Here is a 19056-nt window from a genome sequence, read left to right as displayed (position 1 = left end):
CAGTCTATTAAACCTGTTGAATATGATTCAAAATGCGCTTTTCAGATATCGGATAAGCCGTGCCTAACACCTGTGCAAAACAAGAGACACGGTACTCTTCAATCATCCAGCGCGCCTCGATTAACGCAGATGGTGTCGGCATAGCACGTGGCACTTTCGCCAGTTGTGCGATTAAAGCTTCTTGAACCTTGTTGATGCTCTGCATATGCAAACGGTCACGGGTCGGATCAACGGGCAACTTCTCGACACGGATTTCAATCGCTTTTAAGTAACGCGCCACATCAGCTAAACGATTCCAACCACAGGATTCGACAAACCCTTTAAACACTAATTTGTCCAATTGGCTTTGAATATCACTCATAGCAAAGGCAATATCTAAGCTAATTTTGCCCTTGAGACGCTTTTTAATGCTCTGGTATAAGGTCAAAATCTGCTCGACCTTCAAGGCGATTTGCTCGGCGGTCGGGTTGAGTTCTTGGCGAACCCAATCCTTTGCCTGCTCAAATTGGGCTTGATTACGCACATCGAGGGCTTTTTCATCCAACAATTGCTGCACAGCGGCGGCAATAATGTCATCAATCAAGATTTGCACTTGACCGAAGGGATTGAAATACATCGCCAATTTCGCCTTATTCGGCAAAGCTTGCTGTAAGTGTTTCACCGGTGATGGAATGTTTAGCAGCAATAACCGTCGCAGACCTTGGCGATGGGCATCTAAGGCCTCAAATTCATCATCAAATAATTTGATCGCAACACTGTCTTTTTTATCGATCAGCGCCGGAAACGCCCGCACTTGGTAATTGCCTTTTTGCTGCTGATATTGCTGCGGCAAATCGCCAAAGGACCACTCAGTTAACGCTTCTTGCTCTATACCTTTATCCGCGACCTGACGAATGGCCTTCGCCACCACGCCCTGCAACTCGGCTTTTAAGGTATCGAGCACACGACCTTCGGCCACTAAGTTGTTTTTATCGTCTTCGATTTTAAAGTTCATCTGCAAATGCGCGGGCAGTTGCGTTAAATCAAAATCTTCCGGCGATATACGCGTGCCACTCATGCGCAATAATTGCTTGCACATGGTCTCAAGCAAACTGGCACTAAAAGGCACCATGGCCTGCACACAAGCGCGGGCATAGTCAGGCGCGGGCACAAAGTTACGTCGTAAACTCTTAGGCAAAGATTTGATCAGCGCGATGCACTTTTCTTCCCTTAGCCCTGCCACTAGCCAATCAAAATCGCTATCGTCGATTTGATTAAGCAGCGCCACCGGAATGTGAACCGACACACCATCATCCGCCGCCGCGGGTTCAAAGTGATAACTTAGCTGCAGGCGTAAATTGCCCTTGTGCCACGTATCGGGAAAATCCAAGGTCGAGATATGGTCGGCATTGCGCTGCATTAACAGCGCTTTGCTGAAATCGAGTAAATCCGGTTGCTCGCGCTTGGCCTTCTTCCACCAGCCAAAAAACAGCTGCGCGTTGTAAATCCCTTCAGGGATCCGCGGCTCGTAAAAATCCACCAACACTTGCTCGTCCACCAAAATATCGCGGCGACGGGATTTATGCTCGAGGGATTCAATGTCTTCGAGCAGCTTTTGGTTAGCGACAAAAAACGCTTCTTGGGTCTGTAACTGCCCTTCAGCCAAGGCGCTGCGGATAAAAATCTCACGCGCTTCAACGGGATCGATGGGGCCGTATTGCACTTTGCGGCGGTGCACAACCGTCAAGCCGTAGAGCACTTGATTCTCAAGGGCGATAACGCTGCCAGGTTTTGCCTCAAAATGGGGCTCAACATAGCTTTTCTTGATCAAATGCGCCGCTAAGGGCTCTAGCCATTCGGGTTCGATTTTGGCGCAGCAGCGAGCGAATAGGCGCGATGTTTCGGTAAGCTCAGCCGCCATGATCCACTTAGGGCCTTTTTTGGCCAACGGCGAACCGGGAAACACAAAGAATTTACGATTACGGGCACCTAAGTACTCGTTATTGTTATCTTTAAAACCCACATGACTCAATAAGCCCGATAAGAGCGCACGGTGCAAGCTGTCGTAATTGGCTGGTGTATCGTTTAGGCGCCACTTTAAATCGTGTACGGCTTGCTTAAGCTGGGCGTATAAATCCTGCCACTCGCGAACGCGCAAATAGGCCAAATATTCATCGCGGCACTTTTTACGGAACTGGCTAGCAGATAACTCTTTTTGTTGATCTTTTAAATGCTGCCACAGGTTTATCCAGCTGACGAAATCGGAACTGGGATCGGCAAAACGGCGATGGGCTTCATCACTGGCTTGCTTCTTCTCCATCGGACGCTCGCGGGGATCTTGAATCGATAAGCCCGCAGCAATCACTAGCACTTCGTTCAAACAACCTAACTGCTGACTCTCGACCACCATACGCGCCAAACGCGGGTCCACAGGAATTTGCGCCAAATTACGCCCAAGTGGCGTCAATACTAGCTTGCCGTGTTTACTCTCAACCGCCTGTAATTCTTCGAGCAACAGGAAACCATCGCGGATATGGCGTGGATCCGGTGGCTCGATAAAGGGGAAACCGGCGATATCACCTAGGCCGATGGCCAGCATCTGCAAAATGACCGAAGCCAAGTTAGTGCGCAAGATTTCAGGATCGGTAAACGCCGGACGATTATTAAAATCCGCCTCATCGTACAAACGAATACAAATACCCGGCCCAACACGACCACAACGGCCTTGGCGCTGATTGGCGCTCGCTTGCGAGATAGGTTCAATCGGTAAGCGTTGCACCTTAGTGCGATAGCTATAGCGGCTAATGCGCGCCGTACCTGGATCAATAACGTAGCGAATGCCCGGCACAGTCAGCGAGGTTTCCGCCACGTTGGTCGCTAATACAATCCGCCGACCTCTGTGACTACTGAAAACTTTAGACTGCTCACCGTAAGATAAACGCGCGTATAACGGCAAAATTTCGGTATCGCGGTAATTACGCCGACTCAATTGCTCGGCCGTATCGCGAATTTCCCGCTCGCCGTTCATAAAGATCAGAATGTCGCCCAGCCCTTCGGCCACCAACTCATCGACAGCGGCAAAAATGCCTTCGATTTGATCTAAATCGGCATCGCTATCTTGCACTAAGGGTCGGTAACGGGTTTCGACCGGAAAGGTACGGCCCGACACTTCGATAATAGGCGCATTGTTGAAATGCTTAGAAAAACGCTCAACGTCTATGGTCGCCGACGTGATAATAACTTTGAGATCAGGGCGTCTTTTGAGAATTTGTTTGAGGTAGCCCAGAATAAAATCGATGTTGAGGCTGCGCTCGTGGGCCTCATCTATGATGATGGTATCGTATTGATCGAGATTGCGATCAGAGGTCAATTCTGCCAGTAAAATACCGTCGGTCATTAACTTGATATAAGAGTCACTCTTAAGCGCATCCGCAAAACGCACTTTAAAGCCAACCACTTCACCGAGCGGACTTTGTAATTCTTCTGCGACTCGGCTCGCCACGCTACGGGCAGCCAAACGTCTTGGCTGGGTGTGGCCTATCATGCCACGGCAACCTAAGCCTAATTCCAAACAGATTTTAGGGAGCTGAGTGGTTTTACCCGAGCCCGTTTCACCGGCGATGATCACCACTTGATTGCCCGCAATCGCGCGCGCAATATCGTCGCGCATCAAGGAAACAGGCAGGTTTTCAGGATAGTGGATTTTAGGCCGAGCGTTACGGCGCTGCTCAACCTTCTCAAACGCCGCCTGCGCTTGCTCGCTCAGCTGAGCTAAGACTTGGGTCTTTTTATCTGAGTCGGCTTCTTTATTGAGCTTAAATAAACGACGACGGATCCGCGACGCGTCGCTCTGATAACAAAGATTAAGAAAGGCGTTCGATAGCGGATGTTTGTCTGAGTTCAAATCCAAATTCCATTGCTAGCATCAAAAACGGCGATCCTAGCAAGGAAAGTGGCGTAATGGTATTGCTAATTTACTCTGCACTCAGTATATGGCGTGTCAGTTTCGCACTAGCTCGACTTAGATTAAACCGGTGACAGATAACATTGTTGCATATAGATATTCATGGCTTTGAGCACATTGGTGCGATTAATCGTGCCAATTACTTTGCCATGTTCAACCACTGGATACACTTTAGGTTTAGGCCCTAGCATTTGTTCGGCGAGCTGCAAAATACTGTCATCTGGCCCAACGAACAGCACTTCAGTGCGCATGCAATCCTTCACCACTGAGGTCATATCACAGTGATAGCTACTTTTAATCATCACAGCCAAACAATCCTGCTGGGATAAAAAGCCCACCAAATCGCCCGTATCATCAACCACTGCTGCGCCCATTTTATTATTATCTAACAACTTTTCGACCGCAGTTGCGAGCGACATATTAGCGCGCAGCAACACGGGCTGACGATCCATATGGTCGCGGATTTTAATTAAGTCCATAGTCTTTCCCTCGAATTAACCCTACGTTTGTAGTCTAGTCAAAATATCGACAAGAATGTGCGATTTATATCGATTGGGCTTATCTAGTGCATAAACCCAACAAGAGCTAACAGGACAAAAATAGCATCAACATAGGCAGCCAGAAATAGCGACTTAGAGTTAACTGAAGCGAACGCTACAAACTGAAATCAGGCAAGTATCCGATTGAGCTTCAATGATGGCAGGTAATGCCATCCGTCTTCGGTGATCATTTTACTTGTCATTCCAACGCGTTTTAATTCGCTATTGATACAAGTTATAAGTCGATATAAAAGCGATAGCCTACACCGGGCTCAGTCCGCACATACTGAGGTTCACTCGGGGAGTCGCCTAATTTTTGCCTTAAGTGACTGACCACAATTCGTAGATAATGTGTGTCTTCTGTATGAGCGGGTCCCCAAATTTCTTTGAGCAACTGAGTCTGAGTGACAACGCAGTTAGGTGACGACGCCAATTTAGACAATACTGCGTATTCCTTGGGTGTGAGTTCGACAATTTGATGATCAACTTTAACCAGCCTGCGACTTAAATCAATCTGTAACTTGCCGTCATCTAATATGGGTAATTTTTCAGGTTTGATATGGTCCCTTAAAATCGCCCGCACCCTTGCCAGTAACTCTTCCACACTAAAGGGTTTGGTCACATAATCCTGCGCGCCAGCATCTAATGCTGCGACTTTTTCTTTATCTTGATTGCGAACCGACAATACAATCACAGCAACATCGGACCATCCCCGTAACTCCTGTAGCACTTGATGGCCTTCCATATCCGGCAAGCCTAAATCCAAAATAACTAATTCAGGTTGCTGGCGTGCGACAGCCGCGAGTCCTTGCTGACCATTTTCAGCTTCGGTAACGTCATAGCCCTCACTGGTGAGTGCAATCCGCAGCATGCGGCGTATTTGGGTCTCATCATCGATAACCACGATTTTTATTGCCACGTCTCTAGTCCATTCTGTGGTTTATTAAGAATATTTTGGCTAAAAATGATTAGCCAGGAACGGGATAGTCTAACGGCAATTCAACTTCAAAACGAGTGCCTTGCCCCTGTAGGCAATCGGTAACGCGAACACTACCGCCGTGTGCAGCTATCATGCCTTTACAAATAGCCAGCCCCATACCTGTATTCTGTTTTTTCTTATCGCCATCGGCAACCACATAAAACATATCGAAAATTTGATCCCTATGACTGGCGGGAATCCCCGGCCCTCTGTCTTCAATGGCAATACAGCAACGGTGATTAGAAATGGTCAATTCAATACAAATAGGCTCTTCTGGTGGTGAAAATCGAACGGCATTCTCTAGAATGTTAAATAATCCTTGTTCAATCAGCGCCGCATGCACAAATAGGAGTGGGGGCTCTTTTTCTCTGTGATATTCAACGATTGCGTTAGGGAAATAACGTTTAAGCCTGCCAAGTACGCTGCCAATAATGTCATCTGCCGAAACCCAATCACGCTCTATGCTCAAAGTGCCATGACCCAGGCGTGTCATATCGAGTAGATTTTGGATATAGCTGTCCAAGCGACGGCTTTCTTGCAAAATAGTATCAAGTAGCTCGTTACGGTCGGCCTCTAGCAATTGTTTGTTCAATAGTTTTAAGCTCTCCGCCGCCCCCATCATGGCTGAGAGTGGTGATTTTAGATCGTGAGACACTGACGATAATAATGCGGAACGTAACTGCTCAATTTCTGTTTTCACCCGTGCTGATTCAAGATCTGACACTAACTGAATACGCCGCCATGTATTAGCGCCTTGCTGTAACATGGCCAGAATAAGCTCTCTATCAAACGGACTGAGTTCGTTGACCGTAGGTTGCCAATCTAAAATCGCCGCGCCAATCGTCGTACCTTCAAGTTCAATGGGGAACACACTCACACCCGATGCGCTCAAGGTATCGCTCAAACGCCCCGCCGCTTGCCCATGGCGCAAGGTCCAATCGATTGCGGCTAAATCAAGGTCGTTAAATGGCGTATTCAGCAGCGGTAAATAGGATCGCTGACCATCTTTACGCTGCAAAACAATATAACAATCGGCATTCACTGAACCAGCAATCTTGCGCCCTATCGTTTGCCAAAGGGCTTTTTCATCATCGGCGACCGATAATTCTTGGGCAACATCTTTTAAGGTTTCAGCATAACGATTTGACTCACGCAGCAAAATAAACTGATTTCTGATCCGAGATGCCGCCGGTCCACTGATAAGCCCTATACACATCAAAAAAATTAAAGTGGCAATATCATCCTGACTATTTACATTCATAGTAAATTTGGGATCAGTAAGAAAGAAATTAAAGCTGAAAAAAGACCACACCGCAGTTGCCATGGCAGGCCTAGCGCCATAGGTTAAGCCAATGCTGACAATCAAGAAAACATATAACAACACCAGATTGCCATTACTGAGCCAAGTATCTAAAAATGCCACCAGCGGAAAAATAACCACCACGCCAATCAGCCCAAGAATATGGCCTCGAAGATCACCAAAACTGGCTTTAGGCGTAATAGGATCTCGTACTTGCATTTGGTTTTCGGGTGCGTGATAGACACTCACCTCAACAGGTAAACCAGACTCAATCAAGCGTTGATACAGCCTTTTACGCCACCAAGGATAGGTGCGTTTCACACCCGCGCCGACTAATACTGTGTTAATTCGATGCAGGGCTATGTAAGGTAAAATGGCCTGATAACTGCTCGTGTCGCGTAATACTTCGGTCTGCGCGCCAAGTTCCTTCGCTAAGGCAAAGGCCTCATTTAGCCTTTTCCGCTGATAAAGGCCCAGCGCTTTGCCGGTATCGACCCAAAGCACTAACCAAGGAATTTGCCGCCGCTCGGCAATCTGCCGACCTATGCGGATCAAATACTGATGATCACTGCTGTTACTCACTAAAACCAACAATCTGTCTTTGAGAACAAAATCTGTTCCCTGTGCTTTGGCATCGAGTTCACAAATCAGTTTTGCATCGACTCGCTCTATGACTTTTTTCATTGCCAATTCGCGCAGTGCCGTCAAGTTCGAGACCGAAAAAAAAGCATCTAAAGCCGAACGAGCATACTCTGGCAGATAAACTTTGCCTTGCTGTAAGCGTTCGATGAGTGTTGATGGCGGTAAATCGACAAATATAATTTCATGGGCTTCATCAAGGAAGCGATCGGGGACGGTTTCCCGTACCCGCACTTGAGTAATTTGCAACACTAGATCATTCAAACTGACCAAATGTTGGATATTGACTGTGGTATAGACATCAATGCCCGCAGCCAATAATTCTGCGACGTCTTGATAGCGCCGTTTATGGCGACTACCGGGGACATTCGTGTGGGCCAACTCATCGACTAAGATAAGCTTAGGCCGACGAAGCAGCGCCGCATCCAAATCGAATTCCGTTAAACGATTATGATGATAATCAATGGGTTTACGTGCCAATACCTCAAAACCCGCTACCATGGCCTCGGTATCGGCACGCCCATGGGTTTCCACCAGTCCAACCAGCAAATCGACACCTTGCTGGGCCATTTCCCTTGCCGCACTGAGCATTGCATAGGTCTTGCCCACGCCAGGTGCCGCCCCAAGAAAAACCGTCAGTTTACCTTTATCATTTTGCTGTATCTGACTTAAGAGCGCATTGGCTTGCTGTGTTTGACTGATTGGTACCACGATTAGAAACTCCTTGAAAGACTCACTATCCAGCGCGCATCACACAGGGACTGGCACTGACTCTGCGATAAATCCGTATCGACATAACCGACACTCAACACATCCTGCTCAGTCATATTGAGGTTCAGCCCAACTCGCCAATCTAAATAGTGGCTATTGCTTGCGGCCATAGAACCTAAAAACAGTGCCATATCTTGCTGAGAAGCAAAAAAATTGCTCCCAAGATGCAGTACTAGACTTACATTAGAGAACAGCTGCGGCTCATAACTGGCATAAACATACTGAAAATCGTCCACATTCTCGCCAAAATAATCAGGAGAATAAACCAGCCCTAACTTAGCATCGGCGTAGCTTACCACAGCATAAATTTCGTTATAACTCAGGTCGGTATCGTCCTGCGAGTATTGGTAACGTATCACGCCTAGGTCCGTTGTTAAGCCATTATCCCAATCCTTGGCCCAGCCAGCGGACAAGTCGAGTTCTAAACTTCCATCCCCAAATTCGATGTTACTGCCCCAAAGCGAGCCATACCAGCCAGAATCATGGCTTAAGGTATACCCTGCTTGAACCGCAGGTCCTTCATCAGTTTGAGAAATACCGCGAAACGCATAATCACTGATGAGCATCACACTCCCTTGACTCTGCCAAGAGGCATTGCCCCCATGAGTCTCAGTGCTGGCAAGCGCGCCCATAGAGAGTGAAGATAATGCCATTATCACACCCGTACAGAGGCGTAAACAATTAATATGTAACATAAAAATTTATCCTTAAATTCAGTAGAATATTGTTTTATTGAGCGTGTTTAGCAATCTGGTCAAGAGCGAGGTTGAGCTTGAGCACATTGACGCGCGCTTGCCCAAAAATGCCCCACTGCGGTGGTTCAATAAATTGCGCCACTAAGGTCAACACTTGTGGTTCGGCTAACTGTCGAGCCTGAGCCACGCGCGCAACTTGCAGTTTGGCCGCTGCGGGTGAAATATGAGGATCCAGTCCCGCGCCCGATGTGGCGAGTAAATCCACTGGAATATCAACGGCCTGAACGGATTCCCTGGCTTGAATTTCTTGGCTTGTTGCCATCACACGTTCACGTAACGCCGGGTTACTCGGCGCAAGGTTACTACCACCTGTCGCCATAGGATCGTAACCGACAGCGCTCGGCCGACTATAAAAATAGGCGGGATTAACAAAGGGCTGAGCGATGAACTCAGAACCCATAGCAACATTATCCCTGTGGATCACACTGCCCTTAGCTTGTACGGGAAATAAAGCGCCACCGAGCTGAGTCACAGTGCCGGTATAGACAACACCACACACAAATAACAGGGCGAGACTGGCTCTCAATCCCATAACGGCATGCTGAGTTTTAGTGGTATATACGATTGAATTCATTACTGTCTCCTAGAGCATAAGTGCAATGATTGAGTCGAGCGCTTTAATGCCGACAAAGGGTAAAATCACCCCACCTAAGCCATAAATCAGCATGTTATTTCGCAGTAATTTTTCTGCACTTATGGGTCTGAGCTTGATGCCTTTTAATGCCAATGGAATTAAGGCCGGAATGATAAGAGCGTTAAATACGAGCGCTGCGAGTACGGCTGAGGTTGGGCTGTGAAGCTGCATCAGATCCAGTGCACCAATCGCAGGCAAAGCCCCCGCAAATACCGCTGGAATAATGGCAAAATACTTAGCCACATCATTGGAGAGGGAGAATGTAGTCAAGGCGCCGCGGGTGATCAGCAATTGTTTTCCGACTTCAACGATAGCCAGTAATTTAGTGGGATCTGAATCCAAGTCCACCATATTGCCAGCTTCTTTAGCGGCTTGGGTACCTGAGTTCATCGCAAGACCTACATCGGCCTGCGCTAATGCCGGCGCATCGTTAGTACCATCCCCCACCATAGCCACTAATCGACCTTTGGCCTGCTCTGCGCGAATAAGGGCAAGTTTATCCTCAGGTTTAGCTTCAGCGACAAAATCATCAACCCCAGCTTCGGCGGCAATCACGCCAGCCGTTAGCGGATTATCCCCTGTCACCATGATGGTCCGTACACCGAGTGCCCTTAAACGGGCAAACCGCTCCGCAACGCCTGGCTTAATCACGTCACTTAAGGCTATAACCCCTAAAATGTGCGTGCCACTGGCGACGACTAAGGGAGTCCCCCCCTGCAAAGCCACTTTGCGGATAAGCGCGTTAACAGATTCAGGCCAGTGAATTTGATGCTGCTGCGCCCAAAACTGCATCGCATCGCCCGCGCCTTTAATGCCTTGAATACCATCGGTTAAAATCACCCCAGAAACCCGAGTCTCCGGCGTAAAAGGGATAAAAGTCGCATCCGTAGGTTTGACGGGTAATACCGCGCCCAAATCTATGGCTAATTTGAGTACAGATTTCCCTTCAGGGGTGGGGTCATCTAGAGAAGACAGTACCGCCGCATCACGCAACATCTCTGCAGCAATGCCTTTCACGGGTAAAAATGCGGTCGCTTGACGATCACCGAAAGTGATAGTGCCAGTTTTATCCAGCAGTAATGTATCGATATCCCCCGCAACTTCCACGGCTTTACCCGATTTAGCGACCACATTGGCGGCTAAGGCGCGGTTCATGCCTGCAATACCAATGGCAGGTAACAAGCCACCAATCGTCGTTGGGATCAAACACACTAACAGCGCAATTAACATAGTGTAATCAAGGCTTGCACCGACGAAACCCGCCATGGGTGGCAAAGTCACCACCACGATGAGGAAAACCGCAGTCAATGATGCAAGTAGCACAGTCAACGCCGTTTCGTTCGGTGTTTTCTGACGCTTCGCCCCTTCGACCAGCCCTATCATACGATCTAAAAAGCTATTCCCAGGATCGTTGGCAACCAGCACGGTAATTTCACCCGTAAGTACCTTAGTGCCGCCAATCACACCGGAATGATCTGTACCCGCTTCACGCAGTACTGCCGCAGATTCACCGGTAATCGCCGATTCATTGATAGTGGCTATCCCTTCGATGATTTCACCATCGGCAGGAATATAATCACCCTGTAAAACCTTCACCTTATCGCCTTTGACAAGCAAAGTTGCGGATACGGATTCCAACTCACCGTGGCGTATGCGCCGAGCCTGCAGTGCCTCTTTCGCTGACTTTAAGCTAGCCGCTTGTCCGCGCCCCCTTGCCTCTGCCACGGATTCCGCAAAGTTAGAAAACCACACGGTAAGCAAAAGAATAAGGGTCGTGGCTAGCTCAAAACCAACAGTCTCGCCATTGAAGAACTTTTGTCCTGTGATCAAAGCGGCGAGTAAAGCGCCCACCATCACCACGAACATCACAGGGTTGCCAGCCATACTCACTAAGGACATTTTCTTTACAGCACCGAAGGCAGCTTGCTTCACGCCGGCGCTATCTAATATTTGAGCAGGTTTATGCATGACTATTTCTCCAGACTCATAGTGGCAAGTTCTAAAGCTTCGCCAATAGGCCCTAATACCGCCGCAGATAAGAAAGACAGGAAGTTAATGATTAAAATCACAGCAATAAGGGTGAAACAAAAGGTGGGACTCTCGAGCTTCAAGCTCGCGTTACTGTCGGGGCTCACTCTTTTACTCGACATCATCCCCGCAATCGCCAGCGGTAAAAACAGTGGCAAGTATCGACCAAGCAGTAAGGCGATAACGCAGCTGATATTCCACCAAGGCGTGTTATCACCTAAACCTTCAAAACCCGAACCGTTATTAGCAAAAGCGGAGGTATATTCGTAAAAGACTTGCGAAATTCCATGAAAGCCGGGGTTGCTGTTGCCCGTAATACTCGGGATAGCCACAGTGATCGCCGTCAAACCTAAGACGCACAAGGTAGGTAAAACTAATAGACTTCCCAAAAGGGTGATTTCACGGGTTTCGAGCTTACGACCAAATATCTCTGGCGTACGGCCAATCATCAATCCCGATAAGAAAACAGCAATCCACACATAAACGATAAAGTTAACAAAACCGCAGCCAATACCGCCCCATATCGCATTAAGTAACATGCCTGATCGCGTCATCAATCCCCCGATTGGATTGAAGGAATCGTGCATGGCATTGACCGAACCGTTAGAGGTTTGTGTGGTAAAAGAAGCCCATAGCGCCGAAAGCTCAGGTCCAAAGCGAACTTCTTTACCCTCCATATTCGGCCCTTGGGCGCTTAATCCCGCAAAGGCAGCGTTGGGTTGCAACTCGCTGTACACAGTTGCCCCCAGAAAACTGACGCTCAATAAACCCATAGCAACCAGAGCCATCAAGGTAAATTTTTTGCGTCTTAGCATTCCGCCAGCCATAAAGACGACGGCCATAGGGATCAGCACTAAGGCAATGGTCTCGATTGCATTACTGACTGGCGTTGGGTTTTCAAGCGGGTTACTGCTGTTGGGGCCGTACCAGCCCCCGCCATTAGTACCTAACTGCTTGATGGCCACCATAGATGCTACGGGGCCAATCGGAACGACCTGCTCAGTGATAGGTGATGCAGAATCTAAGGTGTTTACTTTTTGCGCACCGTCAAAACTACTCGGTACACCTTGCCAAGTCAGTAACAGCGCCACAATAGCCGCTAATGGCAGCATAAGTCTGAGTACACCGCGCACTAGGTCAACATAATAGTTACCCAGATTTCGAGCCTCGCCCTCTTTGGCGCTGTCATTATTCAACCCGCCTAACATTCCCCGCAAAATCGCCACACAAACCGCCAGCGCCATGGCTGGAGTGACAAATTGCAGTGTGACAATGACAAATCCTTGGGATAGATAACTGAGCTGAGCCTGCCCAGAATAGTGCTGTTGATTGGTATTGGTGAGGAATGACACCGCAGTGTGCAAAGCCAGATCCCAAGATAATGGTCCTATGCCATCGGGGTTAAGCGGTAACACATGTTGGAATTTAAGGATAAGAAACGCCAAAATGCCAAGTACCAAGTTGCTGATAAGAAACGCCGCACCATAGGATTTCCATGTCATCCCCGAATGGGCATTTACGCCTATAGCCCGATAAATCCACTTTTCAATGGGATTAAATAAACGATCTGAAAAATGGGACTGACCAGAGAAAACCCCTGTCATATAGGATCCCAACAGCCATGCGAGCCCAAGTGCAGTAGTAAAAATAAGGGTAATTTCAAACATAACGACTCCTAAAACTTATTAGGGGCAAACATTGCCACTGCTAAGTAGATGAAAAGTGCTATGGAAAGTATTAGAAATATCCAGTCCATATAATTTGTCCTTAAGAAAGTGAGTAACAGGACAAATATATGAATTAACCGCGTAAAGTCTCTAGAGTTCAAATGACTAATCCCGTAAAGAATACGTAAAAGTCATCATAATCAGTGGTAAATAAGGCCACAATAAACCATGGCATTAGCTATAAAAGTAAAATAAAAATGCCAGCTAGAAATACTAACTGGCATTAACACATGACCTAGCGATGATATTGTAGATTAATTAAGCTCTATATTTTTCATTTTATTATAGCTATCAGTCTTAATCTCTTTAAGTACACCTTTATTGTCATCAATAAATAATGCTTTTATATCATTCTGATTAGCGACGACTAATCCTTCTTGACTTCCTAAACATAATAGCGCTGTAGACCAAGCATCTGCTCTAGCCGGATCCGTTGCCAATACAGTTACAGATACTGTGTTATGGGTTACGGGTTTACCGGTTCGCGCATCAATAATATGTGAATAGCGCTGCCCTAAATGATCAAAATAATGACGATATGTACCCGATGTCATGATCGCTTGAGGGAAATTAATAAGCAGAACCTTTTGCATTATTCGCTGTTCTGGCAGCGGTTTTTCAATCGCGATTTTCCAAGCAGAACCGTCGAGCTTACTGCCGTGTACGACCATTTCGCCGCCAATCTCTACCAAATAATTATCGATATTGTATCGCTTTAGCACATCTGCAACTTTGCCTACGCTATATCCCTGTCCAATCGAAGATAAATCAAGATGTACCTCTGGCAAATCTTTAGTTAACATTTGATTATCAATACTTAAATGATGTAAGCCAACATAGGTTAATGTCTGTTGAAGTGCACTTTCTGTAGGAATAGTTAATTGATTATGGGTAAATCCCCACAAATCGAATAATGGTTTAATGGTCAAATCATAACAACCCTCCGTTTTTGAAGTGACCTCCTTGGCTATCCCTAAAAGCCCTAAAATATCATCCCCGACCGCCATAGCGGAGTGCATACTGTTAAAACGAGAAATCACTGAATCTGAAAGATAAGTAGACATATGAAGATCTATTTCTGCCAATTGCCGCTCAATCTCGCGATTTATCTCTGTACTATTTATCTTGTCTTTACTCCAAAATGTCACATGCCAACTCGTCCCCTGCGCAAGGCCTTCTAACTTGGTATAAACTGGCGATTTCTGACACCCTACTAGCATAATGAGTAATATACATCTCAATAACCATTTCATTTACTGCCCCTCCCAGTCAATTCGACAAATCAACCATAAAATACATTTAAAATTAAAATCGCCAGAATGCCCGTGAGAAAATGATGAGTACAGGAAATATTTCTAATCGCCCAAAAAGCATAGCGACACACATCAGCCATTTAGCCGCATCTTTTAACGTGCCAAATCCAGATGCAGTGTCACCATAACCAATCCCCATATTATTAATGCACGCGGCGACGGTTCCAAAGGCGGTGGCAAAATCATGTCCAATGGCGACCAATCCCCATACAAAAACGCAAGTAAAAAATATGTACAGGAAAAATAATCCCCATACTGAACGAATGACTCTGTCTGAAACAACTTGGCCACTGATCTTTGTCGTTAAAATGGCATTAGGATGAACCAATTGATGAATTTCTCGGATCCCTTGACGGTACAAAAGTAAAAATCTGACAGCTTTAATACCGCCACAAGTAGAACCAAAGCATCCACCAAAAAAGCTCGCGCCTAATAATAAAAGCACAATATGACTGGGCCAATTAGGATAACCTGCAGAGCCTAATCCATTGTCCGTCATAACTGAAACTGTTTGAAAAAATCCATGTACCAATGAATCTTTAATATCAAAAGTTTGAGTACGATTCAGCTCTAAACAAGCGATCCCAACAACGATAGATAATATGAGAATAAAAAATCGAACCTCCGCATTATACCAAATAGGCTTGAAGCTTCGTCGAACTAACACTATGTAGTATAAGGCGAAATTGATTGCTGCCAGTATTGAAAACACACCACCCACAAGCTCAATTGCAGCACTGTTATAATATCCTAAGCTGTCACTATGTGTAGAAAACCCACCCAATGAAACGGTAGATAGACTATGACATATGGCATTAAACCAATTCATTCCTGCAAGTTTATAAGCAACTGCACAACCTAAGGCAAGTACGCTATAAAGTCCCCATAAATTTCGAGCCGTATCCGCAAGGCGAGGCGTCATCTTTTCCTCTTTCATGGGACCTGGCATCTCAGATTGATATAATTTTGCGCCACCAATACCAAGAAATGGCATAATTGCAACAGCCAAAACAATTATCCCTAACCCACCAAGGAAATTAAGCTGTGCTCGATAAAATAAAATCGATTTGGGTAGTTCATCAATATCTGAAAAAATCGAGGCTCCAGTCGTCGTAATGCCAGACACACCTTCAAACATGGCATCGGTTAAACTCAAGTCCAATCGTCTATCAAGAAGAAAAGGTAATGCACTCATTAAGGAAAATATCAGCCAAAATAAACAAGCGACCATGAAGCCATCACGTTTTTGCAGATTTTTATTTTCCTCACTTGTCATCTTCCAACCGACCACACCAATAAAAAGGGAGAGGAGGAATGTGATTAAAAATGGAGTGATATATCCATCTTTATAAAATAATGCAACAGCGATAGGCATCAACATGGTGAAGCTATATATGACAATCAAAAAGCTACATAGATGAATTATGGTATGAAATCGAGAGCTAGATTTCTGTATTCCACTGACTGCAATCATTCCAACTCACCTTTAGATATTTATCGAGAAAGACTTAATGAATAATTTATTAGGTATCATAAAATACGAGCGCTCATGTCCTGTTCTAAAATCATATGCAATCGATAACAGAGTTAGGTTAGGAAATAGATCGTCCCCTAATACTCTTTGTTGTCGTCTAAGGTGGATTGCAAGTTGACTTATCGTCACGACAATGGCTATGACAATAAAAGCGATTAGATTGATAAAAACAGCCACATCTATCATTGGGAGGGAATAATAAGGAGCGTTAAATAAAAAATGAACACGAATAGCTTCAAAAAATGCAGCCATATACGCATATTGAAAACAACATTGAAGTGTAATCATAACGACAACGAGTTGGAGTACAATAATAATGCTTTAGATGACACCCTCCAAGAGGGTAAATACAAGCAAATAGCGAGTAAGCACTCAGAAATAAAGCTCAACCTAACAGAGAATTTAAAAACACTTAGTTTGTCCATCAAAATGTAAGTCGTTATGCCATACAGATTTTCACTTTAACAGACGAAAACAATTCTGACGCGTAAAAAAAACGTAAAAAATTGCGGGAATTAACTTTATATAGACGAAATTAATAACATTATACTTTTGAAATCCCCAATCAATTTAACTGGGGATGGCTAGTATCAATATGCTTAAATGGCTAAGGCTTGCTCAAGATCGGCAATCAAATCTTTAGGATCTTCGACGCCAATGCTCAATCTAATCAGGTTGTCATTCACCCCTGAAGCTAGCCGACTCGTGGCATCCATAGCGGCATGGGTGGTACTAGCGGGGTGGCAAGCAAGGCTCTCTAAGTCGCCTAAACTGACCGCTTGGGTAAACAAATTCAAATGATCTAAAAACTGCGCCGCTCGATTAAAGCCCCCTTCGAGCTCAATACTCACCATACCGCCAAAGGCGTTGATGGTTTCACTCAGAACTTGATGACCTTGATCCTCTGCGAGCCCTGGGTAATAGACTTTTGCAACGCTCGGATGGGTTGCAAGAAAAATAGCGACCTTAGCCGCGCCCGCAAGATGGGCATCCATTCTAAGTGCTAAGGTACGTAAGCCTCGCTGTAATAAATAGGCTTCCTGTGGCCCAATCGCGGCGCCGATATGTTTAAGCGCTATAGTGCGAATAGGTTGCATTAATGCCTTAGGTCCAGCGACAACACCTGCGATTAAATCGCCATGGCCACTTAAATACTTAGTGGCACTGTGCATCACAATATCAATGCCATGTTCCAGCGGTTTGAATAAATACGGGGTTAAAAACGTATTATCACAAATGGTTATAGCGCCCACTTTTTCGGCGGCACGCTTAACCTTACGGTAGTCACTGACTTTTAAGGTCGGATTGGTGATGGGCTCAAATAAAATAATTTTTGTTTCGGCGGTAATCTCTGCCAATAAATGATCATCGTCTTGATAACGGCGCACAGTAATACCCGCGCGGGTTAACGTTTGGATTAAAAATGCCGCAGTGCCACCGTATACGGGGTCGATAAATGCGATTTCATCACCTTGACTGGCTAAGGCATAGAAAATACTGCTGATTGCCGCCATCCCACTCGCAACAACGAGTGCTTCATCAGCCCCTTCCAGTTGTGCTAATTGATATTCAAGCGCCTGCACTGTCGGATTCGCCATGCGACTGTAGATAAAGCCCGGTTGCTCACCAGCAAAACGGGCTCGACCATCCTTGGCACTACCGTAGGCGAAGGTGCTACTTTGATAGATAGGAGTTGTAAGAGCGCCCGTCGAGTTATCAGCGGCATAATGGGTGTGAAGTAATTTAGTTTTAAATTGCATAATAGATCCTAATAACCATTAAATGGCATGAGCGAATGAGGCGTAATGCGCTTGAGCAACGTCGGGATGAGAGCGTAAACGCCCTTTTAATACGTTCTGGCCCACTTGGTGGAAAAGTGGATTTAATGGATCGCTTGCCGGTCCTTGAGCTTGGTTCGCCAGATGCTTTGACAAAGGTAACAAAGGGACTGTCGCATTCAACTGCGCCGCCATAAAAAAGGCACACGAGTAGCGCTCGACCCCAGCAGGCGGGCTTGTCACCCTATGGTTGGTTGCCTTTAAATACCCATTAGAAGCCAACTCAAGTAATTCACCTATATTCACCACAAAGGCGTCTTCTAATGGCGGTATGCTTAACCAACCGTTGTCAGTCTGAACCTCTAAACCGGATTGTTTATCTTGCAGCACTAAGGTCAAATAGCCAGGATCTTTGTGTGCCCCTACGCCTTGGCCTGAAGTCTGTCCATCCGTGCTGGGATAGCGAATAAGCTTCATATGCTGATAAGGACCCGCTTCAATCGTGGCATCAAAGGCGCTTTCTGGCTGCTCTAGCGCAACAGCTAAAGCTCTCAATAGTGTGACACTGGTATCGGCTAAATCCTGTTGCCATGCCAATAAAGTCGATTTCATCTGTGGTAATTGTGACGGCCATTGATTAGGCCCCTGTAGCTGCCACCATATAGGCACATCAGACTGCTGAGGGTTAGCCACTTCTTCTTGCATGATATCAAACTGTTCCCGCAAGTCCGGTTTCCCTAAGGTCAATTCACCTTGCAAACGGGTATAACCGCGAAAATGCGGTGTATTAGCCATTTTCACCGCAAGTTTATCTACGACGGGCAGCGCAAAGAAATCTGCCGCTAACTGAAGTACTTGCTGCTGTCTAGCAAGCTCAATGCCGTGGCCTGTGAGATAGAAAAACCCTATTCTTCTGGCAGCATCGGCAAGCTTAGTAATAAAAGCGTTACGACGTTGTCCACCGGCATGCCAATCACTTAAATTCAATATCGGTAATTGTTCCATCAATGACTCCCATTTAATGCATTGTCTGAGCCGGATTCTATGCCTTTATGGGTCGATGGATAATGAATTAATAACTATTTGATATATTAAACAGTAATAATAGATCATTTA

At 46.0% G+C, this 19056-nt stretch carries 14 protein-coding genes; all 14 read right to left on the bottom strand.

The window, feature by feature from the left end; translation table 11 throughout:
* Window positions 1-7: 7 nt before the first annotated feature.
* The 14 genes from hrpA to L5M51_RS01650 all read right to left on the bottom strand — a co-directional run bounded on the left by hrpA (window position 8) and on the right by L5M51_RS01650 (window position 18945).
* A complete protein-coding gene (gene hrpA / locus L5M51_RS01705; protein ID WP_411568927.1) occupies window positions 8-3883 on the bottom strand; it encodes an ATP-dependent RNA helicase HrpA in 3876 nt (1291 codons plus the stop codon).
* 122 nt (window positions 3884-4005) lie between these two features.
* Window positions 4006-4422, bottom strand: a complete 417-nt coding sequence (locus L5M51_RS01700; RefSeq protein ID WP_028760149.1) for a CBS domain-containing protein — start codon at window positions 4420-4422, stop codon at window positions 4006-4008.
* Window positions 4423-4717: 295 nt separating this feature from the next.
* Window positions 4718-5401, bottom strand: a complete 684-nt coding sequence (locus L5M51_RS01695) for a response regulator (RefSeq protein ID WP_028760150.1) — start codon at window positions 5399-5401, stop codon at window positions 4718-4720.
* Between the two features lie 49 nt (window positions 5402-5450).
* Window positions 5451-8111, bottom strand: coding sequence for a sensor histidine kinase (locus L5M51_RS01690; RefSeq protein ID WP_263171263.1), 2661 nt, complete (start codon window positions 8109-8111; stop codon window positions 5451-5453).
* A gap of 2 nt (window positions 8112-8113) precedes the next feature.
* Complete coding sequence (locus L5M51_RS01685; RefSeq protein WP_263171261.1) at window positions 8114-8866, bottom strand: TorF family putative porin; 753 nt, start codon at window positions 8864-8866, stop codon at window positions 8114-8116.
* 34 nt (window positions 8867-8900) lie between these two features.
* Window positions 8901-9500: a potassium-transporting ATPase subunit KdpC gene (kdpC, locus tag L5M51_RS01680; RefSeq protein ID WP_263171259.1), complete on the bottom strand. Its 600-nt coding sequence runs from the start codon at window positions 9498-9500 to the stop codon at window positions 8901-8903.
* A gap of 9 nt (window positions 9501-9509) precedes the next feature.
* Window positions 9510-11528 carry a potassium-transporting ATPase subunit KdpB gene (kdpB, locus tag L5M51_RS01675; protein WP_131525163.1) on the bottom strand — a complete coding sequence of 673 codons (2019 nt, stop codon included), beginning with the start codon at window positions 11526-11528 and terminating at the stop codon, window positions 9510-9512.
* A gap of 2 nt (window positions 11529-11530) precedes the next feature.
* The gene (gene kdpA, locus L5M51_RS01670; protein WP_263171257.1) at window positions 11531-13255 is read right to left on the bottom strand and encodes a potassium-transporting ATPase subunit KdpA; all 1725 of its coding nucleotides are present in this window, start codon (window positions 13253-13255) and stop codon (window positions 11531-11533) included.
* An 8-nt stretch (window positions 13256-13263) separates the two neighbouring features.
* Window positions 13264-13344 (bottom strand): potassium-transporting ATPase subunit F, encoded by an 81-nt coding sequence (locus L5M51_RS22815; protein WP_105252297.1) that lies wholly within the window; start codon window positions 13342-13344, stop codon window positions 13264-13266.
* 225 nt (window positions 13345-13569) lie between these two features.
* Window positions 13570-14568 (bottom strand): FAD:protein FMN transferase, encoded by a 999-nt coding sequence (locus tag L5M51_RS01665; RefSeq protein ID WP_263171254.1) that lies wholly within the window; start codon window positions 14566-14568, stop codon window positions 13570-13572.
* A 52-nt stretch (window positions 14569-14620) separates the two neighbouring features.
* Window positions 14621-16102, bottom strand: a complete 1482-nt coding sequence (locus tag L5M51_RS01660) for a TrkH family potassium uptake protein (protein WP_049821715.1) — start codon at window positions 16100-16102, stop codon at window positions 14621-14623.
* A gap of 12 nt (window positions 16103-16114) precedes the next feature.
* Window positions 16115-16474 (bottom strand): DUF4118 domain-containing protein, encoded by a 360-nt coding sequence (locus L5M51_RS22810; RefSeq protein WP_411569240.1) that lies wholly within the window; start codon window positions 16472-16474, stop codon window positions 16115-16117.
* A 287-nt stretch (window positions 16475-16761) separates the two neighbouring features.
* Complete coding sequence (locus L5M51_RS01655) at window positions 16762-17922, bottom strand: trans-sulfuration enzyme family protein (RefSeq protein ID WP_263171252.1); 1161 nt, start codon at window positions 17920-17922, stop codon at window positions 16762-16764.
* 18 nt (window positions 17923-17940) lie between these two features.
* Complete coding sequence (locus tag L5M51_RS01650; RefSeq protein ID WP_263171250.1) at window positions 17941-18945, bottom strand: isopenicillin N synthase family dioxygenase; 1005 nt, start codon at window positions 18943-18945, stop codon at window positions 17941-17943.
* Window positions 18946-19056 lie beyond the last annotated feature (111 nt).

It is taken from the genome of Shewanella sp. SM73 (assembly GCF_025653795.1).
GTDB lineage: Bacteria > Pseudomonadota > Gammaproteobacteria > Enterobacterales > Shewanellaceae > Shewanella > Shewanella oncorhynchi.
The sequence above is the reverse complement of the archived record's forward strand: the minus strand, read 5'-3'. Positions and strand labels throughout refer to the sequence as shown.